Annotated in this window: 19 protein-coding genes; 12 read left to right on the top strand and 7 right to left on the bottom strand. The window is 39.2% G+C overall.

From position 1 onward, the window contains the following. Window positions 1–254 precede the first annotated feature (254 nt). The gene (gene yfbV, locus ACZ5WS_RS12605; RefSeq protein ID WP_138604877.1) at window positions 255–701 is read left to right on the top strand and encodes a terminus macrodomain insulation protein YfbV; all 447 of its coding nucleotides are present in this window, start codon (window positions 255–257) and stop codon (window positions 699–701) included. On the opposite strand, the gene rlmA is transcribed toward yfbV, so the two are convergent. The 3 genes from rlmA to xthA are packed head-to-tail and all read right to left on the bottom strand — an operon-like array spanning window position 685 to window position 2,944. Next, window positions 685–1,488 carry a 23S rRNA (guanine(745)-N(1))-methyltransferase gene (gene rlmA / locus ACZ5WS_RS12600; RefSeq protein ID WP_290171048.1) on the bottom strand — a complete coding sequence of 268 codons (804 nt, stop codon included), beginning with the start codon at window positions 1,486–1,488 and terminating at the stop codon, window positions 685–687. The two genes, yfbV and rlmA, sit on opposite strands and share 17 nt — an antisense overlap. After that, entirely contained in the window at window positions 1,485–2,132 is a 648-nt protein-coding gene (locus ACZ5WS_RS12595; protein ID WP_138604875.1) for an energy-coupling factor ABC transporter permease, read from the bottom strand. The genes rlmA and ACZ5WS_RS12595 overlap by 4 nt, the downstream gene beginning before the upstream one ends. 5 nt (window positions 2,133–2,137) lie before the next feature. Further along, entirely contained in the window at window positions 2,138–2,944 is an 807-nt protein-coding gene (gene xthA, locus ACZ5WS_RS12590) for an exodeoxyribonuclease III (RefSeq protein ID WP_464708831.1), read from the bottom strand. A 242-nt stretch (window positions 2,945–3,186) separates the two neighbouring features. Between xthA and ACZ5WS_RS12585 the strand changes: the two genes are divergently transcribed. The 4 genes from ACZ5WS_RS12585 to rluB all read left to right on the top strand — a co-directional run bounded on the left by ACZ5WS_RS12585 (window position 3,187) and on the right by rluB (window position 5,951). After that, a complete protein-coding gene (locus ACZ5WS_RS12585; RefSeq protein WP_138604873.1) occupies window positions 3,187–3,618 on the top strand; it encodes an exonuclease III in 432 nt (143 codons plus the stop codon). Window positions 3,619–3,820: 202 nt separating this feature from the next. Next, on the top strand, window positions 3,821–4,342 hold the full coding sequence (locus ACZ5WS_RS12580; RefSeq protein WP_464708829.1) for an EF-hand domain-containing protein: 522 nt from the start codon (window positions 3,821–3,823) through the stop codon (window positions 4,340–4,342). Between the two features lie 152 nt (window positions 4,343–4,494). Next, the gene (gene scpB, locus ACZ5WS_RS12575; protein WP_464708827.1) at window positions 4,495–5,085 is read left to right on the top strand and encodes an SMC-Scp complex subunit ScpB; all 591 of its coding nucleotides are present in this window, start codon (window positions 4,495–4,497) and stop codon (window positions 5,083–5,085) included. Further along, the gene (gene rluB / locus ACZ5WS_RS12570; RefSeq protein ID WP_008110001.1) at window positions 5,082–5,951 is read left to right on the top strand and encodes a 23S rRNA pseudouridine(2605) synthase RluB; all 870 of its coding nucleotides are present in this window, start codon (window positions 5,082–5,084) and stop codon (window positions 5,949–5,951) included. The genes scpB and rluB overlap by 4 nt, the downstream gene beginning before the upstream one ends. A gap of 65 nt (window positions 5,952–6,016) precedes the next feature. Here the strand turns inward: rluB and ACZ5WS_RS12565 are convergent, their stop codons facing one another. Next, complete coding sequence (locus ACZ5WS_RS12565) at window positions 6,017–6,763, bottom strand: YciK family oxidoreductase (RefSeq protein WP_138604870.1); 747 nt, start codon at window positions 6,761–6,763, stop codon at window positions 6,017–6,019. 207 nt (window positions 6,764–6,970) lie between these two features. Here ACZ5WS_RS12565 and ACZ5WS_RS12560 point away from each other — a divergent pair, with 207 nt between their 5' ends. Then, on the top strand, window positions 6,971–9,406 hold the full coding sequence (locus tag ACZ5WS_RS12560; RefSeq protein WP_464708824.1) for a VolA/Pla-1 family phospholipase: 2,436 nt from the start codon (window positions 6,971–6,973) through the stop codon (window positions 9,404–9,406). Window positions 9,407–9,506: 100 nt separating this feature from the next. Continuing rightward, window positions 9,507–10,523 carry a protease SohB gene (gene sohB / locus ACZ5WS_RS12555; RefSeq protein ID WP_464708822.1) on the top strand — a complete coding sequence of 339 codons (1,017 nt, stop codon included), beginning with the start codon at window positions 9,507–9,509 and terminating at the stop codon, window positions 10,521–10,523. Between the two features lie 85 nt (window positions 10,524–10,608). Here sohB and ACZ5WS_RS12550 read toward each other — a convergent pair whose 3' ends face one another. Further along, complete coding sequence (locus ACZ5WS_RS12550; protein WP_178955935.1) at window positions 10,609–11,940, bottom strand: dicarboxylate/amino acid:cation symporter; 1,332 nt, start codon at window positions 11,938–11,940, stop codon at window positions 10,609–10,611. Between the two features lie 186 nt (window positions 11,941–12,126). Between ACZ5WS_RS12550 and ACZ5WS_RS12545 the strand changes: the two genes are divergently transcribed. Together ACZ5WS_RS12545 and topA are read left to right on the top strand one after the other, a co-directional pair. Then, complete coding sequence (locus tag ACZ5WS_RS12545; RefSeq protein ID WP_464708820.1) at window positions 12,127–14,826, top strand: Ig-like domain-containing protein; 2,700 nt, start codon at window positions 12,127–12,129, stop codon at window positions 14,824–14,826. A gap of 253 nt (window positions 14,827–15,079) precedes the next feature. Beyond that, window positions 15,080–17,788 carry a type I DNA topoisomerase gene (gene topA, locus ACZ5WS_RS12540; RefSeq protein WP_109874737.1) on the top strand — a complete coding sequence of 903 codons (2,709 nt, stop codon included), beginning with the start codon at window positions 15,080–15,082 and terminating at the stop codon, window positions 17,786–17,788. Between the two features lie 162 nt (window positions 17,789–17,950). Here topA and ACZ5WS_RS12535 read toward each other — a convergent pair whose 3' ends face one another. Beyond that, window positions 17,951–18,193: a hypothetical protein gene (locus tag ACZ5WS_RS12535; RefSeq protein WP_010389786.1), complete on the bottom strand. Its 243-nt coding sequence runs from the start codon at window positions 18,191–18,193 to the stop codon at window positions 17,951–17,953. A gap of 243 nt (window positions 18,194–18,436) precedes the next feature. On the opposite strand from ACZ5WS_RS12535, the gene ACZ5WS_RS12530 reads away from it, so the two are divergent. Next, the gene (locus tag ACZ5WS_RS12530) at window positions 18,437–18,991 is read left to right on the top strand and encodes a TIGR00645 family protein (RefSeq protein WP_464708817.1); all 555 of its coding nucleotides are present in this window, start codon (window positions 18,437–18,439) and stop codon (window positions 18,989–18,991) included. Window positions 18,992–19,051: 60 nt separating this feature from the next. Here ACZ5WS_RS12530 and ACZ5WS_RS12525 read toward each other — a convergent pair whose 3' ends face one another. Further along, window positions 19,052–20,692: an alpha-glucosidase family protein gene (locus tag ACZ5WS_RS12525; protein ID WP_464708815.1), complete on the bottom strand. Its 1,641-nt coding sequence runs from the start codon at window positions 20,690–20,692 to the stop codon at window positions 19,052–19,054. Between the two features lie 658 nt (window positions 20,693–21,350). Between ACZ5WS_RS12525 and ACZ5WS_RS12520 the strand changes: the two genes are divergently transcribed. Continuing rightward, window positions 21,351–24,173, top strand: a complete 2,823-nt coding sequence (locus tag ACZ5WS_RS12520) for a TonB-dependent receptor (protein WP_464708813.1) — start codon at window positions 21,351–21,353, stop codon at window positions 24,171–24,173. A 114-nt stretch (window positions 24,174–24,287) separates the two neighbouring features. Beyond that, window positions 24,288–25,781, top strand: coding sequence for a tryptophan halogenase family protein (locus ACZ5WS_RS12515; protein WP_464708811.1), 1,494 nt, complete (start codon window positions 24,288–24,290; stop codon window positions 25,779–25,781). Window positions 25,782–25,827 lie beyond the last annotated feature (46 nt).

Here is a 25,827-nt window from a genome sequence, read left to right as displayed (position 1 = left end):
TTCCATTTAAGTATTAATCAGTACACTTGGTTGATGTATAAGCCTTTGTGGCTTAGATAAGCCTAGACTAAAGTGTAGTAGACTTTATTAAAAGAGCTTTGTGAGATTCTTTCGATAATTTATGCTTTTTGTGAGTTTTACTAATGAAATTAAGCATTTTTACCGATAAAGTGAAAGCAGCTATAATTGTGTTACACTTTTATAAGTATTACGTTTGTTGAAATGTTACAAACCGAGACTATGAGGATTTATTAATGCAAAAAAGTGTGATATCGCAAGTTCAATTAGGGCGTTCTTATGCTAAAACATGGCCAATGCGTAAAGAGGTCGCGCCATTATTTGCAGAATTTAAAGTGATCAGAGCCACTGAGCTTGCAATCACAGTAATGCCAATATTAGCCATGCTGACCCTGTTTTTTCAGATTAATTATTTAGGCTCAGATTTTCTGCCCCAAGCGATTGCTAGTAGTCTGTTTTTTATCTCGTTGCCATTACAAGGGCTTTTATGGTTGGGTAAACGTGCGCAAACTGAATTAGAGCCTGCTATGCAGCAATGGTATAACGAGTTATTTGCAAAAATGGTTGCTAACGGTTACGACGCGCAAATGGGGAAAAACAAGCCCCGCTATTTGGAGCTTGCCGAATTACTAAAAGATATGTTCGATAAAATGGATAAAACGTTTACTAAAGAGCAGTTTTAGTAAATTGCGTAATGTAAAATGACAATGTGACGCTATGCTGTTGTTTTTGCTCAAGTGCTTGCCAATGTTCTGGTCTAAATTTCCACGCAAATGGCGTCATCATAATTAAGTTCTTAACATCGTTAAATGTAAGCGATACCTGCTCTGTTATTAATTGTTGCGATGTATTTTCAAAGCCCGCAGGTGCTGTTATTTGTGTGTGCTCGTTTACGTTGCTATAAATATAATCTTTTAGTTCTTTCAAATGAGTTGGGCCTGGGCTTGCCACAATTAAGCAACCATTATCTTTGACCAGACGTGCAAGTTCACTGTCAAATAAAGGCGCAAATACACTAACCAAAACGTCAGCAAGGTGATCATCAAAAGGCGCTTGGCTAATTGAAGCAACACTAAAATGGCATTGTTTGTAACGTTTTGCCGCATATTTTACTGCCGACTTTGATATATCCACACCGTATACGCTAGCCTGGCTGTTGTTAGCAATAGCGTGAGTATAAAACCCTTCACCACACCCCAAATCAATCACTATTTCAGCATTAAGTGGCTTAACGATATTGGCTAGAGCCGTTTGTAAAAAGCCATAATAACCTTGTTCTAAAAATGAGCGCCTAGCTTGCACCATTTCCAGCGAATCGCCAGGCTGTTTAGAGTTTTTGTTTTGCACAGGGAGTAAGTTTACGTAGCCTTCTTTGGCAAAATCAAAGCTGTGATTGTTATCGCATCTCAATGTTTTATCATTGAGTGCCAGTGGCTGTTTACAAATAGGGCAATGGTAATGAAGACTCATGAGCCTAAATAGTCCTTATCAAAAAAAGTTTTTACCCAATGTGGGCGATAGGTGATCAGTACAGTGATTGCCATACCGTTTAGCATAGCTTCAGGAAAGGCCAAAATAGGACTTAGGTAAATATAATTCTCGCTCAGCTGATGCCAACTATATTCACCTATTGCGTAATAAAAAGCTCCACCGAGTATAATGTTAATACAGGCAACGACACCCGCTGTTAAAAAGCTACAAACAAATATATAGATAAAAAAATGCCGTGCTAAATAGTGATAACACACGATAAAAACTAAATAGCTGAATAACACCGGTATAAAGGCACTAATGATGAGTTTTAATGCGACTAATTCAGGTGTTATTTGTCCAAAAGCAGTTAAAAGCGCTGTTGCGAGTACACAACTTAATATAGCAAGACGCCAACCTAATGTTAGGGTAACTGCGGTAATGCCTAAAATATGCAGATCGAGACCGGGTAAAATACCGGCCTTTATACGCCATAACAAAGCGAGTACCAGTGCACAGGCAAACACACCTGATTGTCTTGCTGGGGTATTAAATAAATTACTGTATGTTGATTTGTTAACGCTTAAAAAGCCGATAACGATGACAACAATCCACAGTAACCCTTGTAATTGCGCGCTCAACATAATTATTAACTAAACTCTGACCAAATAGGCGCATGATCTGATGGTTTATCGATAGCGCGCAATTCATAATCTATGCCTGTGTCGATACAGCGAGCTGCTAAATCATGCGTTGCTAGTACCACATCAATTCGTAGGCCGCGGTTATCAACAAATCCTTTTGAACGATAGTCAAACCAAGAATATTGGTCGTTAATTTCTGGGTTTTGTTCTCTAAAGGTGTCTTTAAAGCCCCAATTTAATAAGGTAGCAAGCCACTCACGTTCAACGGGTTGAAATGAACATTTACCCGTTTTTAACCACCGTTTTGCGTTTACTTCACCAATACCAATATCTAAATTGGTAGGGGAGATATTAATATCACCCATAACAATTACATCTTGGTCAGGAGTGAAATGGCTATTTAGATGGGTCATTAAATCTTGATAAAATTGACGTTTATACGGGAACTTAGTTTCGTGATTAATGTTATCGCCTTGTGGGAAATAGCCATTCATTACATGTAAGTCACGGCCATTCTCTTGCTCTACAGTGACGCTAATCATCCGCTTTTGCGACTCATCGGTGTCAGTAGTGAAGCCTTTTAATACCGATTTAGGCTCTTTTTTGCATAACATTGCCACACCGTAATGGGCTTTTTGCCCATGAAAATAAACGTGGTAACCCATATTTTGTACATCATCTAGCGGAAACGCTTCATCGTGTACCTTGATCTCTTGAAGACCGATAATATCTGGCTGGTGTTTATCAATAATAGCTTGTAACTGGTGTAGACGAGCGCGCAGGCCATTGATATTAAAAGAAATCACTTTCATAAAGTTAACCTTCAAATTTATTTTCATTGTTAGCTAAATTGTATCAGCATTTAGAGCGACATAACATGACCCAAATGAGAAAATAACTGCACAATTGTTGCTCAATTACTGCTTAATGTTTAAACATTGTAAATGCATTATTAAATAACAAAATAAATAAAATATTCAATTGATATGTTAAAAGTTGTCTATATAATGCGCAGAAATCGTTTGTTTAACTCGTTCAAATAGGACTACCCCTGATGAAAACTCAATTACTTTTAGCTGCCTCTCTTTTTGTTTCTGTTACTGCTTCTGCACAAAGCAATACATACTTTAGCAAAGACAACAAATTAGAGTCTAACTTGTGTGTAGTAAGCGCCAATGAAGGTTTTTCAGCTGCACGTAAAATGGCTGCAAAGCATGGTATGTACTTATCGCGTTATTCAAAAAGTATCCTATGTAATGGTCAAGATATCCGAGATATAGCTAAAAAAGAATCAGCGGTTCAAGTTGCTTCATCTAAAGTTGAAGTATTTGCAAAAGATTCACATCAAGAAACACAGTTATGTATGACTGCATTAAAGCAAGGCTTACAACCAGTACGTAAGCAAATTGGTAACTTAAACACATTAAAGTGTAATGGCCAAAACGTAACTGATTTTGTAAAGCGTTACCAAGACGCTGCAATCTAAATTGCCGTATTTGATATAAACAGCTCGGTTCTTACCGAGCTTTTTTTTGCAAAAATTACCACAGTAGTTTGCAAAAATTGCATTGTCGAATATCGCTTCACAAGAGTGTTGTTTTTAAGTTATTGTTTTTATTGAATTATAATTCTGGCATCGTATTTGTATTATTTAAATTGAAATTTATTAATTTACAAGGATACGTCTTATGAAAAAATTAACGATAGCTTCTACTATTTTAGCCGCATTGAGCTTAGCTGCATGTTCTTCAAATCAGGGTCTAGAAAAAATCGACAGTGATTTTGCAAGCTTAGATAACGATAGCGATGGTTTTATCTCAAAAACTGAAGCTGACGATGATAGTATTTGGCAACACTTTTCAAATATAGATACAAATATAGATAATCAAATAAGTCGTACTGAATATGACGCTTACATGCAGCTAAATGCTGGTAAAGTTGCAACTGATAGTGAAGTAAGTGAGTCTGCATTTAAGGCTGATATTGCGAAGTTTGATAAAATAGAAAATGACTTCAAAAGCTTAGATAATGACAGCAACGGCTTTATTTCAGTTACTGAAGCTGACGATGATGATATTTCAAATCACTTTGGCTACATGGACAGCAATAAAGATAAACGAGTAAGTATGAAAGAGTTTAATAGCTATATCCAAAAGCATGGTGATTCTGTTGCAGAAGACGATGCACTTGAGCAATTTAAAAATAGCTAAATCATATTATTAAATACACTTGATACCAAGCCAGTGTTTTTCACTGGCTTTTTTTATACCTATAAAATGTTATTTTATTAATATGTTTTCCTAGTTTGCCGTTGTTCTGTCATAATAGGTGGCTGTGTGTTTTTATTAACTTTAGAGTGATTATGGTTGGTCGGCGAATTAGTGATGAACAATTAATTGAAATCATTGAAGCGGCGATTTTCGTGGCAGACAAGCCCGTATCAAAACGTCATCTTAAGGACACGGTTTTAAACGACTTAGCAATTTCTATGGCGCGCATTAATGATGCTGTAGAGGCCATTCAAATTCACTATCAGACACGTGGAATACGTTTAGTTGAGGTAGGAAGTGGCTATCGTTTTCAAGCGTGCAGTAGTTTAAGCCCATGGTTGAGTAATTTATGGCAAGAACGTGCGCCTAAGTACTCGAGAGCTTTACTCGAAACCCTGTCGCTAATTGCCTATAAGCAACCCATTACTCGTGGTGAAATTGAGCAAGTACGGGGTGTAGCAACTGGCTCAAATATTATTAAAACTCTGCTTGAAAGAGAGTGGGTTAAAGTAGTTGGGCATAAAGAAGTACCCGGTAAACCGGCACTTTATGCAACGACTAAACAATTTTTAGATTATTTTTCGATAACGGGACTTCATGATTTACCCGCATTGCCAGAGCAACAGCAAAGTAAAATTACCCAGTTATTAAGTGATCCTTCTGTGAGAGAACAATCCAAATGAGTATACAAGGTGAAAAGTTACAAAAAGTCCTAGCCCGTGCAGGGGTAGGTTCACGCCGTGAAATGGAAAAATACATCGACGCTAACCGCGTGAGTGTAAATGGTAAAGTGGCGAAATTAGGTGACAGGGTTGAAGAAACCGATTTAATTCGTGTGGACGGTCACACTGTTAAAATTGAAGAAAAAGCTGACAGAATTTGTCGTGTGATTATGTATAACAAGCCTGAAGGTGAACTAAGCACCCGTAAAGATCCTGAAGGGCGTAGAACTGTATTTGATCGTTTACCCCGTATTGATGGTGACCGCTGGATAGCGGTAGGGCGATTAGATGTGAATACGTCAGGGCTAATGCTTTTTACCAATGACGGTGAATTAGCGAATCGCTTAATGCACCCGAGTTACGAAGTTGAGCGCGAATATTCCGCTCGTGTATTTGGTGAAGTGACTGACGAAACGATGAAAAACTTACTTCGCGGTGTAGAGCTTGAAGATGGTCCGGCTAAATTTACCGGCATAAAGCCTATGGGCGGTGAAGGAATTAACCGCTGGTACAACGTAACACTTAATGAAGGTCGTAATCGCGAAGTTCGTCGTCTATGGCAATCACAAGATGTGGAAGTATCACGCCTAATTCGTATACGCTACGGTAAATTAGAGCTTGATAAGCGTGTACCACAAGGTGGTTGGATTGAGTACGATTTAGACACAGTTAACTACTTACGTAAAACAGTTAAACTTGGTAAAGAAACGCAAACTAAGCTGTCGGTTATCCCTGAAAAACGTAAAGATAAGCGCGCTAAAATAAATCAAATTCGTAAGGCGGTTAAAAAGCACAATCAACGTGTAAAACCGACTAAACGTAAGTAATTACGCTACTAAAAAAACAATAAAGCCGCTTTTTATAGCGGCTTTTTTACGTTTAAAACTAAATATTATTTTTTAACTTGTGCGTCTAACGATTGGCCATTGATATCTTTTGAGTCATCGCTCATTAAGTACAGATAAGTTGGCATTAGATCTTCAGGTGTCGCGAGTAAATCTCGATCTTCGCCCGGGAATGCGCTTGCACGCATTGATGTACGGGTTGCGCCTGGGTTAATACAGTTAACACGGATTGGCGTTTTTTCAACTTCACACGCCCATGTTTGCATCATACCTTCTACTGCAAATTTAGAAATTGCATAAGGTCCCCAAAACTCTCTTCCTTTGCGACCCACACCCGAAGAAGTAAATACTACAGAGGCATTCTTTGACTTTCGCATTACAGGGAATAGTGCTTTAGTGATCATCGCTTGTGCGGTGACGTTTACTTTCATCACATTTTCAAATGTTGATGAACAAAAATGTTCTAACGGCCCTAAAGTACCTAAAATACCTGCGTTATTTAATAGTCCATCTAAGCGGCCAAATTGGCTCTCGATAGTTGCAGCTAAATCACGATAGTTTTGTTTAGTTGCACCTTTTATGTCCATAGGCACAATAGCGGGCTGCGGGTAGCCAGCATTAATGATTTCGTCATACACACATTCTAATTTATTAGTTGTTTTTCCTAATAAAATAACGGTTGCACCATGTTTTGCATAGGTAATAGCTGCGACACGGCCAATCCCATCACCTGCGCCTGTGATCAAAATTATTTTGTCTTTAAGTGCGTTTTCAGTTGCTTGATAGGTATGCATAAAAGTACCAATGTTTAAATTTTTATTGATTTTAACATAGCAAATCGACAAGTAATCGAATTTATTGCAAATTTAGGTGGCGAAACCAGAAACTTTAAGTTAGATTTAACTGGTCTAATGTCTCATTAATATACTAGCTACATTAAATTAACTTAATTACACTGACTATAAACACACTATAAAAATAAGATTTGTGCGGAGAACACTATGAAAAAAATGCTACTCTCGCTCTCAGTTGCAGCTGCATTAGCAGGCTGTGGCGGCGGAGAAACGTTAGAAGATGTTAAAAAAAATTCAGTTACAGTTATTCCTAAAGCGACGGTAAAATTTGACCCTGCAAATGGTGTTATTTCGGTTCCTAATGATTTATTAATGAGTGGCACCCTCGATGGTACTATAAATATTCCAGGGGAGTTAAATAGCGAAAATGTTTCTATCCCTAGAACTGCCTATGCAGATCCGCAACTAGCAATAGGAGCACTTGATGGCTGGTCTACTCAAGTGCCATTCAAAATTGATCTAACCTTTCCACCGGGCATTAGCCTTGATGAAACGTCTGCAGCTTCACCAGGCTCTGTACGTATTTTTGAAGTTATCATGGGTGCAAGCCTAACTGATGCCGAATGTTCGCAAGCACCAGCCGGTGCAGCATGTAAATTAGTAGGCGAATTGACCTTTGGCGTGGATTTTGTAACCCAAGCTTCTGGTGACGCAGTAGCTATTGTTCCACTTAAGCCTTTTAAAGCCGGAAGTTCATACATTAATGTGTTAACGACTGGACTGAAAGATTCAGAAGGTCGCTCGATTGAACCATCTTCAACTTATGCCACTGTTAAACAAGAAGCGCCTTTAGTAACGCCATCACAACTTGCGCTGCAAGGGGCTGTTAATAGCTACGAAAACGTAGTGGTTAGCTCTGGTGATATTACCAAAGACGATATTATTTTTTCTGCTGCCATGACAATGCAATCAGCAGGACCAGTGCTTGGCACGATTAAAAAGGTTTTAGCAGCAAGCCTAACAGAGCCAACAATTCCAACGCCTGCGTTGCAAATTCCAACTCAGCCAATGGCTAACGTACAACAAGCTTTTGCATTGCAGGGTGTTACCGTGCCCGATATATTCCAAGTTGCACAATATCAAAAAGGCAGCATCCAGCTACCTATGTATTTAGGTACACCTACGGGTAAAGAGATCAGTGATCTAAATGATACTTACTGGCAAGGTATGTGTGACAGTGCCGTTGCTATTTTAGGTTACAAAGCGCAAGCTGGTGAAGCGTTCCCAACCGATCCCATTAGCACTAACGATGCAATGTGTGCTGCTTTGAGTGATGGACAGCTTCGTGATTTAGGGCTTGATAGTACTAAACACTTAACTAAATATAACTCACTTCCTAAAATGCAAAGCATGGCGAATGTGCCAGTACAAATTACCAAGCCAATTTTACCGGTTGTTAATGCATACCGTTCAGGTTTAGGTTTAGAGCCATTTACTGCTATGCCAGCAGGTGGTTGGCCTGTAGTTATTATGCAACATGGTATTACCACGCAAAAAGAAAGCATGTTGACACTAACAGCGCAGCTTTCATTACAGGGTTTTGCCACAGTTGCAATTGATCATCCTCGTCATGGTGAGCGTGGTGTAGATGTTGATGTAGACGGTAACGATGATTTTAACGCAACAACTGGCTCTGTACTTAGCTACATGAACTTGAGCTCTTTACTGGTCGCCAGAGATAGTTTACGCCAGTCAAGTGCTGACTTACTTGGTCTACGTTTAGGCTTAAATTTCAGTGGTGACAGTTCACTAAATTCTACTGATGTATCTTACATTGGCCATTCACTAGGCTCAATTGTAGCACCTGCATTTATTGCACAAACGAATAGCCCATTAGCCGAACAAGTAGATCCATTATTTAAGGTTAACGCTGTAGCATTAGCAAGCGGCGGCGGTGGTATTGCTAGCTTCTTGTTAGAATCAGCAGCATTTGGACCATTTATTCAAGGTTCTGTGCTTTCTCAAGCAGGAACTGCTGAAGCTGATGAGTTTAATGCATTCTTAAACGCTGATGCTTTATCAAACTGTGGTGCTTTGTTACCAGACATGCAGGACTTCTTGAGCTGTGGCTTTAATGAGTTTGCAGCATCGCTAACTATGGCGGGTGAAACTGATAAACTAGCTAATATAAAGGGCGTAATGACGCAGTTTGTATTTGCAGCACAAACAGCATTAGATAGTGGCGATCCTACTAACTATGCTGCAACAGTTAAAGCACTAGAAACACCTGTTTACATGAATGTTGTGGTAGGTGATGGCACAGAGAATAACAAGCCAGACCAAGTTATTCCGCCGATGACTGCCAGCAATCCAATTGCAGGTACTGTTCCTCTAGCTAACTTTATGGGGTTAGAAACTGTGAGTACATCTCAAGCGCCAACAGAGATGGGCTCTAGCTATTTAGTTAAATTTAACACAGGTCATCATGGCTCTGTGTTAACACCGGCGCAAGATGAAAGACAGTCGACTACAGTAGCGGGTAGCGCAGCAGCAAATGCAGAAATGCAATTGCAAATTGCAACTTACCTAGTATCACGTGGACGTTTATTATCTGTATCAGATACTGATATTGTGACCAATTAGTAGCCAACCACTCAATTAAGTCTAAAAAGCCACTGTTAAGTGGCTTTTTTTTGCTTTAAAGCATGCTAAATTGACTGAAATTTATAAACGGAGAACACAGTTGGAATTTTTATACGAGTACGGTTTGTTTTTTGCTAAAACCATTACCTTTGTTATAGCTATCGCTGTCATTTTAACCTTAATTGTAAGCTCGGCTGTTAAGCCAAAAGCAAAAAAAGGTGAGATTGAAATTGATGATTTATCGGAGCAACTTACCAATATAAAAGAAAGTTTTTTAAATAATACGCTAGGTAAAAAAGAGTTAAAAGCCTATCAAAAGCAACAAAAACTAGAGCAAAAAAAAGCTGAAAAAGATGAGCCTAAATCACGACTCTACGTTATTGATTTTAATGGTAGTATGGATGCGCATGAAGTAGAAAGTTTGCGCGAAGAAGTGACTGCGATTATTTCAATCGCGGACCCTAAAAAAGATAAAGTGCTAGTTCGTCTTGAAAGTGGTGGTGGCGTGGTACATGGCTACGGGTTAGCTGCATCACAACTACAACGTTTTAAGTCAGCTGGTATTGAGTTAACCGTATCAATAGACAAAGTTGCTGCTAGTGGTGGCTACATGATGGCCTGTGTAGCAGATCATATTATTGCCGCGCCGTTTGCAATTGTTGGCTCTATTGGTGTGATTGCACAAATTCCAAACTTTAATAAAATCTTGAAGAAAAATGATGTTGATTTTGAACAAATTACGGCGGGCGAATTTAAACGTACGCTAACACTTTTTGGTGAAAATACCGATAAAGCCCGTGAAAAATTTCGCGAAGAGATAGAGCAAACCCATGTGTTATTTAAAACCTTTGTGAGCACACAGCGCCCCAGTTTGAATATGGACTTAGTGGCAACGGGTGAACATTGGTTTGCAACCCAAGCGATTGAAAAAGGCTTAGTTGATACCATTAAAACCAGTGATGATGCCTTACTAGAGCAGCAACATCAGCATCAAATATACAAGGTGCAATATAAAATTAAAAAAGGGCTAAGTGATAAGCTTGCAATAGGGCTCAGCCATGGTGTGAATAAGGCAGGAGTGAGTTTAATGTCAAAATTTAAGATGTTAAACCCTTAATAATTTCATAGCTTATACATAATAAAAAAGCCTTGTTACTTAATGAAGTAGCAAGGCTTTTTTTTATAACTTAAGATAGAAGCTGTTAGTCAATTGACTTGTGATAGTCTTCTAAATCTTTAGCTGCATTAGGGTCGTTGAAAATACTTTCATCTAGTTCACCCTCACTTTTAGCCACAACACAGGTTACCATACAGTCGCCTGTTACATTTACTGCGGTTCGGGTCATATCAAGTAGTCTATCAACACCTATTATAATTGCGATTCCTTCAACAGGTAAGCCTACTTGGTTAAGTACCATGGCCAGCATAATTAAACCAACGCCAGGAACACCCGCTGTGCCAACCGAGGCAAGCGTTGCTGTTAGTATTACCATTAAGTAATCAGAAATAGTTAAATCAACACTAAATACTTGAGCAATAAATACCGTAGCCACACCTTGCATAATTGCAGTGCCATCCATATTAATGGTTGCGCCTAAAGGTATAGTAAATGAAGCGACAGAGTTATTAGCCCCTAGCTTCTTCGTTGCAGTCTCAAGGGTGATAGGCATAGTTGCGCTGGAACTTGAGGTACTAAAAGCAAATAAACAGGTGTGTTTCATTTTAGCTAAGAAAGTAAGCGGGTTTAGGCCTGTAAGTATTTTTAGCAGAAGAGTGTAGTTTACGAATGCATGTAATAACAGGGCTAAAACAACCACGCCAAAGTACTTAGCTAAGCTCACAATTAAGTTAAGTTCGATGGTAGTAAATAACTTAGCCATTAAGAAAAATACGCCGTAAGGAGCAATATTCATTAATAAAGTAACTAGTTTTAAGATAACGGTGTTCAAGTCTTCAAATACTGTTGCTACACGTTTGCCTGCTTTACCGCTAAGTGCCATTGCAATACCAAATAATAAAGCAAACACAATAACTTGTAGCATATTTCCTTTGGCCATTGCTTCAAATGGATTGGTTGGGAACATATCAATAATAACGCGAGCTAAAGTAGGCGCTTCTTTTGCGTCGTAGCTTGCTTGCGAAGGTAGCCCAATCCCTTCACCTGGGTTAAATAGTAACGCCAGTGAAATTGCTACTGTGATTGCGATCGCTGTGGTAACCAAATATAGACTAATCGATTTTCCACCTAAACGACCTAATTTTTTAGGATCGCTTAAACTACAAGTACCGCACACAAGCGACACAAAGACGAGGGGAACAACTAGCATTTTTAAGCTAGCTATAAATATTTGTCCACCTACATGGAAAAGGCCATCAACAAAAAAGGCTTTAATTGGCAAAGAGAATAACCCAAGAGGGATTAGGTAATCGTCTTCACCAGCTAATATAGCCTGAAATATAAAGCCTACTGCAACACCAAGAACCATACCAATCATGATGCGAGTAGTTAAACTCATCGAACGGATTTTAGACATATTTCCAATCTATTTTTTATAAATTTGGCATAGACTAACAGCATGTAATTTTTTTTACAGAAAAAACGTCAACTTTTTTAAAAATTTTTATCGCAAAAAGAAGTAAAAAACTGAGATTTTAGACTAAGTTATAGGTTAACATTAAGTAAATAAGTTTAACTTAGTAATAGCGCATTGGAGAAACATATGCCTTTAACCCGTTTGCTTAGCATTATATTGCTCAGCTCATTACTCATCGCTTGTGGCGGTGGTGGCTCACTTGAGAAGACAGGAACCGTTGGTGGGGATACTGGAGGCGACAATGCCGTACTAGATACCCAAGTTGAACTTAATTTTGAAGATCGTATCGTTACCGCTAACAATCCGCTTGAGGTCGTTGCGACTGTAACTGACAGTGATGGACAACCCGTTGTTCGTCAAGAAGTTAGTTTTACTACAACACTTGGTTCTTTCATACCTGCTACAGCAAGCGCATTAACAAATACAAGTGGTGTTGCAACTATAGAGCTCAGTGCAGGCAGTGTTGAAGGAGCAGGAACCATTGTTGCAAGCTACGAAGGCTCAACAAGCAAGCTCGGTTTTTATACCGCCGGTGACGAGCCGCAATCTAACGACGATGCTGCAAATATTGACATTAAAATCTTACAAAACTGTCCTGATAGTTGGTTAAATATAGATAGAGATTCTTTTGAACTTGATCCATCAGATTGTTCGCAAAATAGTAATTTACTGGGTCAGCAAGCGATTGTTTATGCAAAAATCACAAAACCTGGTAGTAATACGCCAGCCAGCAATGTGTTAGTTCAAGCGACAACCACGCTAGGCATTTTATTACCTGAAAGCTTAACGGCTAAAACTGATGCGTTTGGTGTGGCTATTTTGAATTTATTGCCTGGCAGTAGCTCAGGTGTTGGCCAAGTTGAATTAACCGCACAGGGCGGAGTTGCGAGTGCTTTATTTGAAATTAACGCTGTTCAAGTAAATGTAAATCTAAGCGCAGGTATTGCTACTGGTGATGTACTATCTGCCGGCTCTACCACGATTATTACGGCTCAGATTGTAGACGGTAGTAATAATGTATTTACTACCCCGCTGGAAGTGCAATTTACTTCTGCTTGCGCAGAAGAATCTACCCCCAGAGCCACTATCGATAATGTGGTAACGAGTATCGGTGGTACGGCAAGTGCAACATACAAAGCTGATGGCTGTAATGGTATAGATACGATTACCGCGACCGTAGTTACAGGTGGTAATGTTGCAACAAAAACCATAAACATCAATGTAGCTGCGGCTCAAACAGGTTCAATTGCGTTTATGGGGGGGACTAATCAAGTATTAGCTATTAAAGGAGCGGGCGGTCAAACCTTGACTGAAAATTCAGAGCTCACCTTTAAGCTCTTAGATGTAAATGGAAATCCAGTGGGTCAAAAGCAAATTGATTTTGCACTTTCACAAAACCCCGGTGGTGCTTTATTAGATAGCGCATTTCAATTTACTAACAATGAAGGTTTAGTGACTGTAAACGTTCGCTCAGGAAAAGCTGCTGGTATTTTATCTGTGATTGCCTCACATCAGATTGACAGTAGCGATACCTCACAAAATAGTGTGATCTCTATTGTCTCTAATGACATTACTATTACGACTGGTGTTCCAGATCAGGATAGTTTCACGCTTGCAGTGCAAACCTTTAATACCGAGTCATTAAACGAAGCTGGGGTGACTACAGACTTAACCGTATTTGCAGCCGATCATTTTAATAATTTTGTACCAGATAACACGGCAATTTATATTGCCAGTGAAGGTGGTGCAGTTGGCACTATTGATGATGAACAATTTACACCTTTATTACTTTGTCGCACCATAGACGGTGTGTGTAAAGCGCAGTGGCGTAGTCAAAACCCAATTCCATACCATTACAGCATTTACAATAATTCTGTTGCAGATAAATGCGACCGTTATTTTGGACAATCTGCACCTTGTACTTTAGGTATCAGAGAGTCACAACTAGACGCAAATGGTAACTTAATTAATTATTTAGATAGCAATGGCGATCCAATTGCGCTAACTGATGCGCCTAATAACGCGCCAATTGATTATCCACTTGGTGGGCGTGTTAGCTTACTTGCTTATTCTGTGGGTGAAGAGTCATTTAATGATGTATCTGCCAACGGTGAATTTAATCAAAACGAGTTTGACTCAACTTTACAAGATTTACCTGAAGCCTTTATAGATTTTAATGAAAATGGGGTGTTTGATGGGAATTTACCAGCCCCAACAAATCCTGTGGATTCTAATGGTGGTGAAGATGAGTGGTATGTGGAACGCTCAGGTGCACAAGATAATGGCCAGTATGACAGTGGTGATGGTATATACAATGGCTTACTATGTAGTGATGAAGCCCTAGCTGCAAATGCATGTACCCGTGAAACAGTTAATGTGCGCGCTCGTTCAGAGTTAGTTATGTCAGGTAGTACACCTTACATTAGAGCTGTAACGGCTTTAAATAACTGTAGTTTAAGCGATGGTATTCGCTTAGAAGCTTCTGATATGGCAGGTATGTGCGACATAAACCTTATTGATATTAGCAATTCAACACCTTACAGCGCGATTTCAGTGACTATTTTCTTCAGTGACATTCATAATAATCCACTGCCTGCGGGTACTACAGTGAGCGTTACTGCCGACAATGGTGTATTAAGAGGGTTAACAGATTACACCGTGGTTAATACAGCACAAAAAACGCCTATCTCTGTCTCAGTTAATATTACTAAAGAGGCTGAGCCAAATGATGTTGATTCTGGGTTTTTATACATTGAGTTTGAAACGCCTGGTGGTGTGAAAACACAATATACCGTGATGTCGATTTTAGACGAACCTAAGGTTTAAAATATGTAAAGCATAAAAAATGCCAACCAATAAGGTTGGCATTTTTGTTTCTATTCTATATATTCCACATCAATTATTCAAAAAACGCTGGTTTGTTTAAATTAACAACAGAAATTGTTTGTTTATTCAGTAAATACTGAAAAGTTTGTATTAAAAGCTTGTAAGAACTAGTGTTTGTAGATATACCTATAAATATTCGCGCCGCATGAGTCGGCTAAACACATTTAAAAAACTAGGTTAGAAATAGGCAACTATGGGCAAATCGCTAGTAATTGTAGAGTCACCTGCTAAGGCTAAAACAATTAATAAATACTTAGGTAATGATTTTATCGTTAAGTCCAGTATTGGGCACGTACGAGATTTACCTACATCAGGATCAGGCAAAAACAAAGTACCAGCAAGCAAGACACCTGCTGAGGTTCGTAAAATGCCACCTGATGAGAAAGCAGCGTATAAACAGCAACGTGACTATTCTAACTTAGTCGCGCGTATGGGCATTGATCCTGAAAAAGGGTGGGAGCCACATTACGAAGTATTACCGGGTAAAGAAAAGGTTGTTCAAGAATTACAAAAGCTTGCCCAAAATGCTGATCAAATCTATCTCGCAACGGATTTGGATAGAGAAGGGGAAGCAATTGCTTGGCATCTTCAAGAAATCATTGGTGGCGAACCTGAAAAGTATAAACGCGTCGTGTTTAACGAAATCACTAAAAATGCAATACAACAAGCGTTTGAAACTCCGGGTGAATTGAACACCGATATGGTTTTTGCACAGCAGACTCGTCGTTTCCTAGACCGCGTTGTTGGTTTTATGGTCTCGCCATTATTGTGGGCCAAAGTTGCACGAGGTTTATCTGCAGGACGAGTTCAATCTGTTGCAGTGCGTTTATTGGTAGAACGCGAACGTGAAATTAAAGCGTTTATTCCTGAAGAGTTCTGGGATATTCATGCAGACGTTAAAAATAGCGAGTCAGACTTACGTTTAGAAGTCACTAAACAAGCAGACAAGCCATTTAAGCCTGTAAATGAGGCACAAGCTACAGCAGCAGTTAAAAGCCTTGAGAATGCCGAATATAAAGTTGTAAGCGTTGAAGAAAAACCAAGTAAGAGTCGCCCAAGTGCGCCATTTATTACTTCAACCATGCAACAAGCCGCCAGTACTCGACTCGGTTATGGCGTTAAAAAGACCATGATGCTTGCGCAGCGCCTATATGAAGGTGGTTACATTACCTATATGCGTACCGATTCAACTAATCTATCAAAAGATGCGGTTGAGATGTGTCGTGAGTATGTGACCAATGAGTTTGGTGCAAAATATTTACCTGCTGATCCAATTAACTATAGCTCAAAAGGCAATGCACAAGAGGCGCACGAAGCGATTCGTCCTTCTAGCGTATCGGTACTTTCAGGGCATGTTGAAGGTGTTGATGCCGATGCTAAAAAGCTTTATGAGCTTATCTGGCGTCAGTTCGTGGCCTGTCAAATGGTGCCTGCTGAATACGACTTAACCACATTAACCGTTGCCGCCAATGATTTCACATTAAAGGCAAAAGGCCGTGTGCTTCGCTTTGATGGTTGGACAAAAGTACAGCCAGCAGTGCGTAAAAAGAACGAAGAAGATCAATCACTTCCTGCTGTTAAGCAAGGTGAAGTTCTCACCTTAGTTGAGCTTGATCCTAAGCAGCATTTTACCAAGCCGCCAGCACGTTTTAGTGAAGCGAGCTTAGTTAAAGAACTTGAAAAACGTGGCATTGGCCGTCCTTCAACTTACGCGTCTATTATTTCGACAATACAAGACCGTGGTTATGTACGAGTAGAAAATCGTCGCTTTTTTGCTGAAAAAATGGGTGAAATTGTTACCGATCGCCTAGTTGAAAACTTTACAGATTTAATGAACTTTGACTTTACCGCTAAAATGGAAGGTCGTTTAGATGATATCGCCGAAGGCGAGCGTGTTTGGACGCAAGTTCTCGATAAGTTTTATGCTGATTTCTCAACCCAGTTAAACATTGCTAAAGGCGAACCAGATGAAGGCGGCATGCGTCTTAATCAAATGGTAGAAACCGATATTGACTGTCCAACCTGTGGCAGAAAAATGGGCATTCGTACTGCTTCAACGGGCGTATTCTTAGGCTGTACAGGTTATAACCTGCCACCTAAAGAGCGCTGTACTACCACTATGAATTTAGTGTCGGGTGATGAAGCGGTTGCAGCTGATGTTGAAGACGTTGAAACAGAAACATTAATGCAAATGAAGCGCTGTCCTATTTGTGAAACAGCGATGGATTCATACCTTATCGACGAAACCCGTAAATTGCATGTGTGTGGTAATAACCCAGCATGTCAGGGGCATGTTGTTGAAGAGGGTACCTTTAAAATTAAAGGCTACGACGGACCTATTATCGAGTGTGATAAATGTGGCGCTGATATGGAGTTAAAATCAGGTCGATTTGGTAAGTATTTTGGTTGTAACAACGATGAATGTAAAAACACACGCAAGTTGTTAAAAAATGGCGAAGCTGCGCCACCAAAAGAAGATCCAGTTCATATTCCTGAATTAGAATGTGAAAAGTCTGAAGCCTATTTTGTATTACGTGATGGCGCGGCCGGTATTTTCTTAGCAGCCAATACGTTCCCTAAATCACGAGAAACACGTGCACCTAAAGTAGAAGAGTTACAACGCTTTAGAGATCGTATTTCGCCTAAGTTTTACTACTTAGCTGATGCACCAGCCAAAGATCCTGATGGCAACCTTGCTGTTGTGCGTTACAGTCGTAAAAACAAAGTTCAATATGTAATGACTGAAGTTGATGGTAAAGCCACTGGTTGGACGGCTCATTACGAGGCTGGTAAATGGGTAGAAGAGGCTAAGAAAAAAGCTGCGCCTAAAAAGAAAGCTGCAGCTAAAAAAACACCAGCTAAAAGTAAAGCTAAAGCCAAACCAAAAAAAGATGATGAATAATTAATTATTCATCGCTTTAATAATAAAAACCGGAACGCACAGCCTGTGACAGTTCCGGTTTTTTTGCATTATCAAACCTATCGCAATGGCATTTTTAACCTGATTTTTTATTTTACAGAGTTAAAATGTAACCAATTTAGGTTTGAACTGCTCAATTATTCATTAAATCTTAACAGCAGTGACTTTGTTATAGCCTTCAGATGTTAGTTCATCATTCACACACTTTAAAACATAGTTATAAATTGCTTCATCGCTTACGTCGTCTTCTTTAGCCCAGCTAATACACATTTCTGTGAATTCTTGAATCGTTTCGGCTGAAGCGTCTGTAGTATCGCTTGCAACTGCATTTGCAGCTGATAAAGCGAAAAATGGTGCAACGATTAACGCGAGTAATGCTTTATTCATTTTTTTATTCCTAAAAATGGAGTAACAATCGAATTATGCATTCAAATAATGCCTACATAAAACAAGTGTAACCAAGCCAGAACATCTCTGTTGGTAAACTGATTTTTAATCACAATTCACATAAAGGAAAACGAAAAATTTTTATCGTCAGGATAAGCATATTGTGTACCTATCTTTTAGTTTAAGTGATTGTGTTACAGCTAGAATTGAGCTAATGTCGCGTTTTAATTTTTAGGTGCCCCTATGTCAGAGCCACACACAAATAATACAAATAAAAAAATACACCCTGTTCATAAAGTTGAACACGGCCTTGAGTCGTTGATATTTAAAGGACGCTGGTTACTCGCCCCATTTTTTGTAGGCTTATTATTTGCTGTGGTTCTACTACTTATAAAGTTTTTTAAACAACTATATATGATGGGGATAGCGACGTTTACTGCTAGTAATCAAGAGCTGTTGGTTGGTATTTTAACGTTAGTTGATACTGCATTGTTAGCAGGTCTGCTGTTGATTATTATTTTTAGCGGTTACGAAAACTTTGTCTCTAAGCTTAATATCGAAAATCATGAAGACCGCCCAGTATGGATGGGTAAGGTCGGGTTTTCTGGTTTAAAAATGAAGCTGATCAGTGCAATAGTGGCCATTTCAGCCGTTGAGCTGTTAAAGGTATTTATAAGTTCTACGTCTCATTCTAATAATGAATTACTTTGGAAAGTGCTGATACACGTTACGTTTGTGGTATCAGGTGTACTATTTGCACTTACTGATTATTTAAATAGTAAAACAATTAACCACTAAAAATTTGCTATAAAAAACCCGAGTAATGCTCGGGTTTTTTTATTTGTAATAATGTAAATACTAATTGCAGTTGGCGTAATAACTACCAAATGGCTCAACGGTCAGTGTTTTATTATTAAGCTGCGCGTTGTAATGAGAAAGCGTGTTATGTTCTTTTTCAACACTAACATCAATAACAAACTCTGCTTTTGCCCCGCTTAAATTGAATACACACAACATCTTTTCTTCGTTTAATGTGCGGTAAAACGCCAAAATTGGCTCGGCGGTTTGTATAAACTCAATATCACCTTCAAGTAATACTGGCTGGTTTTTACGCCAGGCCATAAATTCACGGTACGCGTTTAATATTGAGTTTGCATCATTCTCTTGCTCAGCAACTGCTTGTAGCCTGTGTTGTTGATCAACAGGTAACCACGGTTTTACTTCACTAAATCCTGCATTGTGTGCATTGCTTTGTGAGTTATCTAGGTTCTCCCAAGGCATTGGGGTACGACACCCATCACGACCTTTAAAGTTTGGCCAAAAAGTTATGCCGTACGGGTCTTGTAAATCTTCAAACGCAACGCTGGCTTCACCGAGTCCGAGTTCTTCACCTTGATACATACACACGCTGCCACGAAGTGAAGCGAGTAGGGCGGTCAACATTTTACATTGCGCTGGGTGTACCTCTCCCGTTTCACTCCAACGGCTAGCAACACGTTCTACGTCATGGTTGCTAAATGCCCAGCAAGGCCAGCCTTCAGTCATGCGTTGCTCAAGTGTAGTAACGGTGTTTCTTATATACTCGCTCGAGTAATCATCCGTTAATAGCTCAAAGCTGTAACCCATGTGCAGTTTATCGCCACCTTGGGTGTATTCTGCCATTGTGGCTAATGAATCTTCAGATGAAATTTCACCCAGTGATACGGTACCAGGGTACTTGTTGAGTAAAGTACGAATATCACGCATAAACTCTATGTTTTCAGGCTGGGTATTATTGTAGTAATGGTACTGAAATGCATACGGATTATCTTCGCTAAAGCCACGGCCTTGACGTTTTTCTTTTGGTTTAGCTGGGTTATCACGAAGCAAAGCGTCATGGTAGCAAAAGTTAATTGCGTCTAACCTAAAGCCATCCACGCCTTTTTTAAGCCAGAATTCAACATTATCTAGAACGGCTTGGCGAACATCGGGGTTATGAAAGTTAAGATCAGGCTGTTCAGTAAAAAAGTTATGCAAGTAGTATTGTCCACGACGCGGCTCCCATTGCCATGCACCACCACCAAAAATAGACAACCAATTATTAGGTGCTGTGCCATCTTCTTTAGCATCGGCCCATACATACCAGTCGGCTTTATCGTTAGATAAGTCTTCACGGCTATCAATAAACCATTGATGTTGATCTGAGGTGTGGCTTAGCACTTGGTCAATAATAATTTTAATGTCGCGTTGATGTGCTTGTGCAATTAACTCATCAAAATCAGCTAAATTACCAAAAAGCGGGTCAATATCACGGTAGTCACTAATATCATAACCAAAATCTTTCATAGGCGATTTAAAGAAAGGTGAGATCCAAATAGCATCTACCCCTAAGCTTTTAATGTAATCAATACGATTTATTATTCCTTTTAAATCACCAATGCCATCGTTGTTGCTATCTTGAAAGCTACGCGGATAAACCTGATAAATAACCGCACCTTTATACCATTGCTTTTGGGCCATGCTTTTCTCCGTTTTCACACTGTCTTTGTGTTGTTCTTTTTTAGAGGTAATAATCCTCGTTTATTTGAAAAAGCATACTTGAAGCCTGTCATGCTGTAAAAATCCTGCATACGTATGCACCTATTTCAAGGCATTAAAACAAGATGTACAAATCATTAAGGCAAGCGTTTTGGGTCGTGGATTATTCTTATTTTACTTTACCAATTCTAATATTGAGTTGTTAATTTATTGTTTGCGCCATGTAGGTGCGTAAAAACAAAGGTGTGCACTGAGTTGGTGTTTTTTAGTATTGGTCTTACCAATTTAATTTGAATAGATAGTGTGTTTAATAATAAATTAAAAAATAAAATCACTTTGTTTCACTTTATTGTCGTTTTATGAATGGCTTATTTCATAAAAAAATAAATACAGGTTAACGTCAAGCTCATAAAGTATAATTGCACCAAAATAATCCATTGCAAAACAGTTACTTACATGTTTGGTTGTAAATTTAATGTTAACTTTGGCTGTGTAATGCTATTTTGAATACGTATGCATAAAGTTGTTAATAAAATAATACGAGCGTTAATATTCATCCTGACAACAAAATAAGCTCGCATGTTTAACTATCACTTAAACAAGTAAGCGGGTATCACATTATGGGTAACGGGAAAACATTATGGCTATGTTCAAACCAAGTATATTAACGCTAGCATTAACTGCTGCCGGACTATCAAGCTTTGCCACCACCGCGGCACAAGAAGAAACAATAAAAAATGATGATGTAGAAATCATCGAAGTAAAAGGTTTTCGCGGTAGTGTTGTTGAATCAATTAATACTAAGCGTTTTTCAACACAGGTTGTTGAGTCAATTTCTGCAGAAGACATTGGTAAACTTCCAGACTCATCTATTGCAGAGTCAATCGCACGTTTACCAGGTTTAACAGCCCAGCGTCTTGATGGTCGTGCTAGCCGTGTAAGTGTTCGTGGTTTTAGCGAAAACGAAAGCGCAACAACATTTAATGGCCGTGAGCAGGTATCTATTGGTGACAACCGTGGTGTTGAGTTTGACCTTTACCCATCAGAAATAATGAGCGGCGTAACCGTTTATAAAACACCAAGTGCCAGTATTGAAGCTGAAGGTATTGCCGGTGTAATCGACATGCAAACGGTAAAACCTTTAAGTAAAGGTGAGCAAGTGATCATGTTTAATGGTCAATATGAGCAAACTAGCTTTGATAAATTAAACCCGGATGGCGATGACAAAGGTTTTCGTGGCACAGTTTCATACATTGACCAATTTGCTGATGACACCATAGGTGTAGCATTTGCCTACAACACAATGAGTTCTCCAAACCAAGAAAAACGTTGGAATTCATGGGGCTACCCTGATTACAGTATCTCAGAAAATAAACTTAAAGATGACACTACTGTGGGGCCATATAATCCTATTTTAGGCGGCGCTAAACCTTTCGTACGCTCATCAACACTTGAACGTGATTCAGCGATGCTTGTTGTAGAAGCTGCACCAAATGACCGTTTAAACATGACGTTTGATGCATTATATGTAGATTTCAACGACGAAAAAATCTTACGTGGAATTGAAGTACCATTCGCCTGGGGTCAAGGTAGCATCGACCCAAATAGTGTTACTGTAGATGAACAGTCTGGCTTTATTACCAGTGCAGTCACTGAAGGGCAACGCGTTGTTGTACGAAATGACTACGAAGAGCGAAAAGCAGAGCTCACACAATTTGGTTTTAATGCAAAATACGATATTAACGATGATTGGTCAGTTGAGTTTGATGCAAGCCGCTCAAAAGTAGATCGTACTATTTGGAGTATTGAAAGTTATTCAGGTACCGGCCGTGGCGATGCAAACGGTATTGCTGATAACATAGGGTATGCATTTGATGGTGGAAATACGGGTGCACAGTTTACTCATGAGCTTGATTACAGCGACTACGACTTAATTCAGTTAGGTGGCCCGTTATCTTGGGGTGGCAGTGCTGCGTTAAATAACAAGTACGGCTTAAATGACACGGCTTATCAAAATACCGCACAAGATGGCTTTATTAATGCCCCAGAGATTAGCGATGAGCTTTCAACGCTTAAGTTAGCGGCCAGTAAAGTACTTGAAAACGAATACTTTAGCCGTATTAATTTTGGTTTATCTTACCGCGACCGTGAGAAAGTAAAACAGTCTGAAGGCTATTTCATGACTTTAAAAGATTTCTCTTTAGATAATCCAGGCATGGTATCAGTACCAGAGCAATACCGTTTAGGTTCGGCAAGTTTAGACTTTATTGGCATGGGTGACATGATTGCTTATGACACTAACGGCCTAGTTAATGATGGTTATTACGATCTACTGCAAGAAAGCTTAACGGATCAAAAACACTTAACCCGTTCGTGGACAGTTCAAGAAGAAGTTACCGCTGCATTTATTCAAGCAGACATTAACGCTGAAATTGGTGGCATACCGGTAACAGGTAATGTAGGTATACGTTATGTACGCACTGAGCAGTCATCACAAGGCTTTGAGGCATCAAATATTAATGGTTTAGTTGTTGCATCACCTACTGATATTAGCCACGACTATTCAAATGTATTACCAAGCTTAAACTTATCTTTTGCAATTGACCAAGAGCAAACAATTCGTTTTGGTGCGGCTAAAACAATTTCTCGTGCTCGCCTTGATGAAATGCATGCATCGATTGAAACAAGTTACAACAGCGAAAAGCCAGACGAAAATGGTAACTACTGGTCTATTTCTGGTGGTAATGCAGAGCTTGAACCAAAAGAAGCAACAGGCTTTGATTTAACATACGAAAACTACTTTGATGCAGAAGGTTACTTTTCAGCAGCGTTATTTTATAAAGACATTGACCAATGGATTTTTGATGAGCGTTACGATGTTGATGTAACAGGTAAAGAAGACCCTGCAACCGGCGAGTTGCCTCCAGCAGACAGAAATACAGCTACTCGTTCAAGTAAAGTGAATGGTGGCGACGGAAGTTTATGGGGCTATGAGCTTTCATTATCATTCCCGTTCAGTGTATTACATGAGTCGTTAGAAGGTTTTGGTTTAATTGCGAGCCACACTAGCGTTGAGCAAGACTTGCAAGATCAAAACGGAAACGATTACGAACTACCAGGTTTGTCAGATAAAATTGATAGCCTAACTGTATACTTCGAACGCAATGGTTTCCAAGCACGTACCAGTATGCGTAAACGTAGTGACTTTAAAGGTGATATCTACGGTTCAGGTTTTGCAACACAACAAGTTGATATACTTGGCGAGACTATTTGGGATGCGCAAGTAGGCTATGACTTTGCTGATTCTGGTATTGCTGGTTTTGAGAACTTATCAATGACGTTCCAAATTCAAAACATTACCGAAGAAGCGTTTACATCATTGCAAGGCGATAATGCGCTGCAAGTGCGTGATTACCAAGACTATGGCCGTACTTACTTACTCGGTGTAAGCTACAAGCTATAATAAGTTTTGTATTAAGAAGCCCTTGTAATTAGTTTTACAAGGGTTTTTTTATAGCTACTTTACCTAAGTTTTATCAAACTTTTTAAATTCTGATTTAACAACGTGAGCAATAATATGAAACCAATAAAACACGTAGTCATTGCAGGCGGTGGAACAGCTGGTTGGATAACCGCAGCACTACTTAATAAAGTGTTAGGTAAAGTAATTAATATTACCCTTATTGAATCAAGTAGTATTGTTACTATAGGTGTGGGAGAGGCCACTATTCCTCCTATTATTGGGCTTAATAATGCGCTCGGTATTAATGAGCAAGATTTTATAAATGCTACTAATGCGTCTATCAAACTAGGTATAGAGTTCGAAAATTGGAAAACACCAGGGCATAGCTACATGCATGCATTTGGCTCGTTTGGTAAAGATTTTCCCTTTTGTGACTTTTATAATTTTTGGGTAAAAGGACACATTAATGGCAGCGAGGATTCTTTATGGGATTTTTCTCTTAACTATCAAGCCGCTAAACAGCACAAATTTACGCTACTAAATACTATTCCTAATACTCAATTACCAGGACTTAGTTATGCTTTTCATTTTGACGCCACTTTATATGCTGAATATTTAAAAAATCTTGCATTATCACGCGGCGTTAAACACATTGATGCAAAAATAGAACGCGTTAATCAATGCCCTGAGACAGGTAATATCTCCAACTTAACACTTGACGATAATAGCCAAATCCAAGGGGATTTATTTATAGATTGCACTGGCCAGCGCGCACTTTTAATTGAGCAAACTCTCAATACGGGGTTTGTTGATTGGTCGCATTATTTACCTTGCGATAGTGCTGTTGCAGTGCAATCAACAGGCAGCAACGAATTAAAGCCATATACGCGATCAATAGCACATGACGCAGGCTGGCAGTGGCAAATTCCGCTACAAAACCGAACAGGTAATGGCTTAGTGTATTGCAGCCGCTATTTATCGGATGAGTCAGCAACCGCACTTTTATTAAATAACTTACCGGGTGAGCCAACAACAAGCCCGCGTTTAATTAAATTTAAAACAGGTCGACGTTTAAAGCAGTGGCATAAAAATGTAGTCGCAGTAGGGCTCTCTAGTGGATTTTTAGAGCCCTTAGAGTCTACTAGTATTCACTTAATACAAAGTGCGGTCACACGTTTAATTAAGTTGTTTCCTCATAATGGGGTTAGTGATGCGTTAGTAACTGAATTTAATAAGCAAAGCACCAGTGAAATCGAGCATATTCGTGACTTCATTATTTTGCACTATAAATTAACTGAGCGAGAAGACACCCCATTTTGGCGTCAATGTAAGCAAATGGAAATTCCTCAATCGTTAGCGCATAAAATGGATTTATTTAAACAAACGGGCAAAGTAGTGCGCGAAAACGACCAGTTATTTGCAGAAGTAGCTTGGCAGCAAGTATTTATAGGTCAAGGCCTAATACCAGATGACTATAACAGTATTGTTGATTCATTAAGCAGTGAACAACTAACGGATTTATTCGCAACGTTAAAAACCCTAATAAATTCAACGGTAGATAAATTACCTACTCATAAAGAGTTTTTAGCTAAGTTAAAAACAAACTAAGTGGCGTGACGTGGTGCTTTAGTTGCGGGTTAATTGTCACTGAATA

Source organism: Pseudoalteromonas sp. 11L1 (assembly GCF_055397545.1).
The sequence above is the reverse complement of the archived record's forward strand: the minus strand, read 5'-3'. Positions and strand labels throughout refer to the sequence as shown.

Bases quoted from the DNA above. Each gene is read 5' to 3' on its own strand.
- yfbV (WP_138604877.1), top strand. From the start codon at position 255: ATGCAAAAAAGTGTGATATCGCAAGTTCAATTAGGGCGTTCTTATGCT.
- rlmA (WP_290171048.1), bottom strand. From the start codon at position 1,488: ATGAGTCTTCATTACCATTGCCCTATTTGTAAACAGCCACTGGCACTC.
- ACZ5WS_RS12595 (WP_138604875.1), bottom strand. From the start codon at position 2,132: ATGTTGAGCGCGCAATTACAAGGGTTACTGTGGATTGTTGTCATCGTT.
- xthA (WP_464708831.1), bottom strand. From the start codon at position 2,944: ATGAAAGTGATTTCTTTTAATATCAATGGCCTGCGCGCTCGTCTACAC.
- ACZ5WS_RS12585 (WP_138604873.1), top strand. From the start codon at position 3,187: ATGAAAACTCAATTACTTTTAGCTGCCTCTCTTTTTGTTTCTGTTACT.
- ACZ5WS_RS12580 (WP_464708829.1), top strand. From the start codon at position 3,821: ATGAAAAAATTAACGATAGCTTCTACTATTTTAGCCGCATTGAGCTTA.
- scpB (WP_464708827.1), top strand. From the start codon at position 4,495: ATGGTTGGTCGGCGAATTAGTGATGAACAATTAATTGAAATCATTGAA.
- rluB (WP_008110001.1), top strand. From the start codon at position 5,082: ATGAGTATACAAGGTGAAAAGTTACAAAAAGTCCTAGCCCGTGCAGGG.
- ACZ5WS_RS12565 (WP_138604870.1), bottom strand. From the start codon at position 6,763: ATGCATACCTATCAAGCAACTGAAAACGCACTTAAAGACAAAATAATT.
- ACZ5WS_RS12560 (WP_464708824.1), top strand. From the start codon at position 6,971: ATGAAAAAAATGCTACTCTCGCTCTCAGTTGCAGCTGCATTAGCAGGC.
- ACZ5WS_RS12550 (WP_178955935.1), bottom strand. From the start codon at position 11,940: ATGTCTAAAATCCGTTCGATGAGTTTAACTACTCGCATCATGATTGGT.
- ACZ5WS_RS12545 (WP_464708820.1), top strand. From the start codon at position 12,127: ATGCCTTTAACCCGTTTGCTTAGCATTATATTGCTCAGCTCATTACTC.
- topA (WP_109874737.1), top strand. From the start codon at position 15,080: ATGGGCAAATCGCTAGTAATTGTAGAGTCACCTGCTAAGGCTAAAACA.
- ACZ5WS_RS12535 (WP_010389786.1), bottom strand. From the start codon at position 18,193: ATGAATAAAGCATTACTCGCGTTAATCGTTGCACCATTTTTCGCTTTA.
- ACZ5WS_RS12530 (WP_464708817.1), top strand. From the start codon at position 18,437: ATGTCAGAGCCACACACAAATAATACAAATAAAAAAATACACCCTGTT.
- ACZ5WS_RS12525 (WP_464708815.1), bottom strand. From the start codon at position 20,692: ATGGCCCAAAAGCAATGGTATAAAGGTGCGGTTATTTATCAGGTTTAT.
- ACZ5WS_RS12520 (WP_464708813.1), top strand. From the start codon at position 21,351: ATGGCTATGTTCAAACCAAGTATATTAACGCTAGCATTAACTGCTGCC.
- ACZ5WS_RS12515 (WP_464708811.1), top strand. From the start codon at position 24,288: ATGAAACCAATAAAACACGTAGTCATTGCAGGCGGTGGAACAGCTGGT.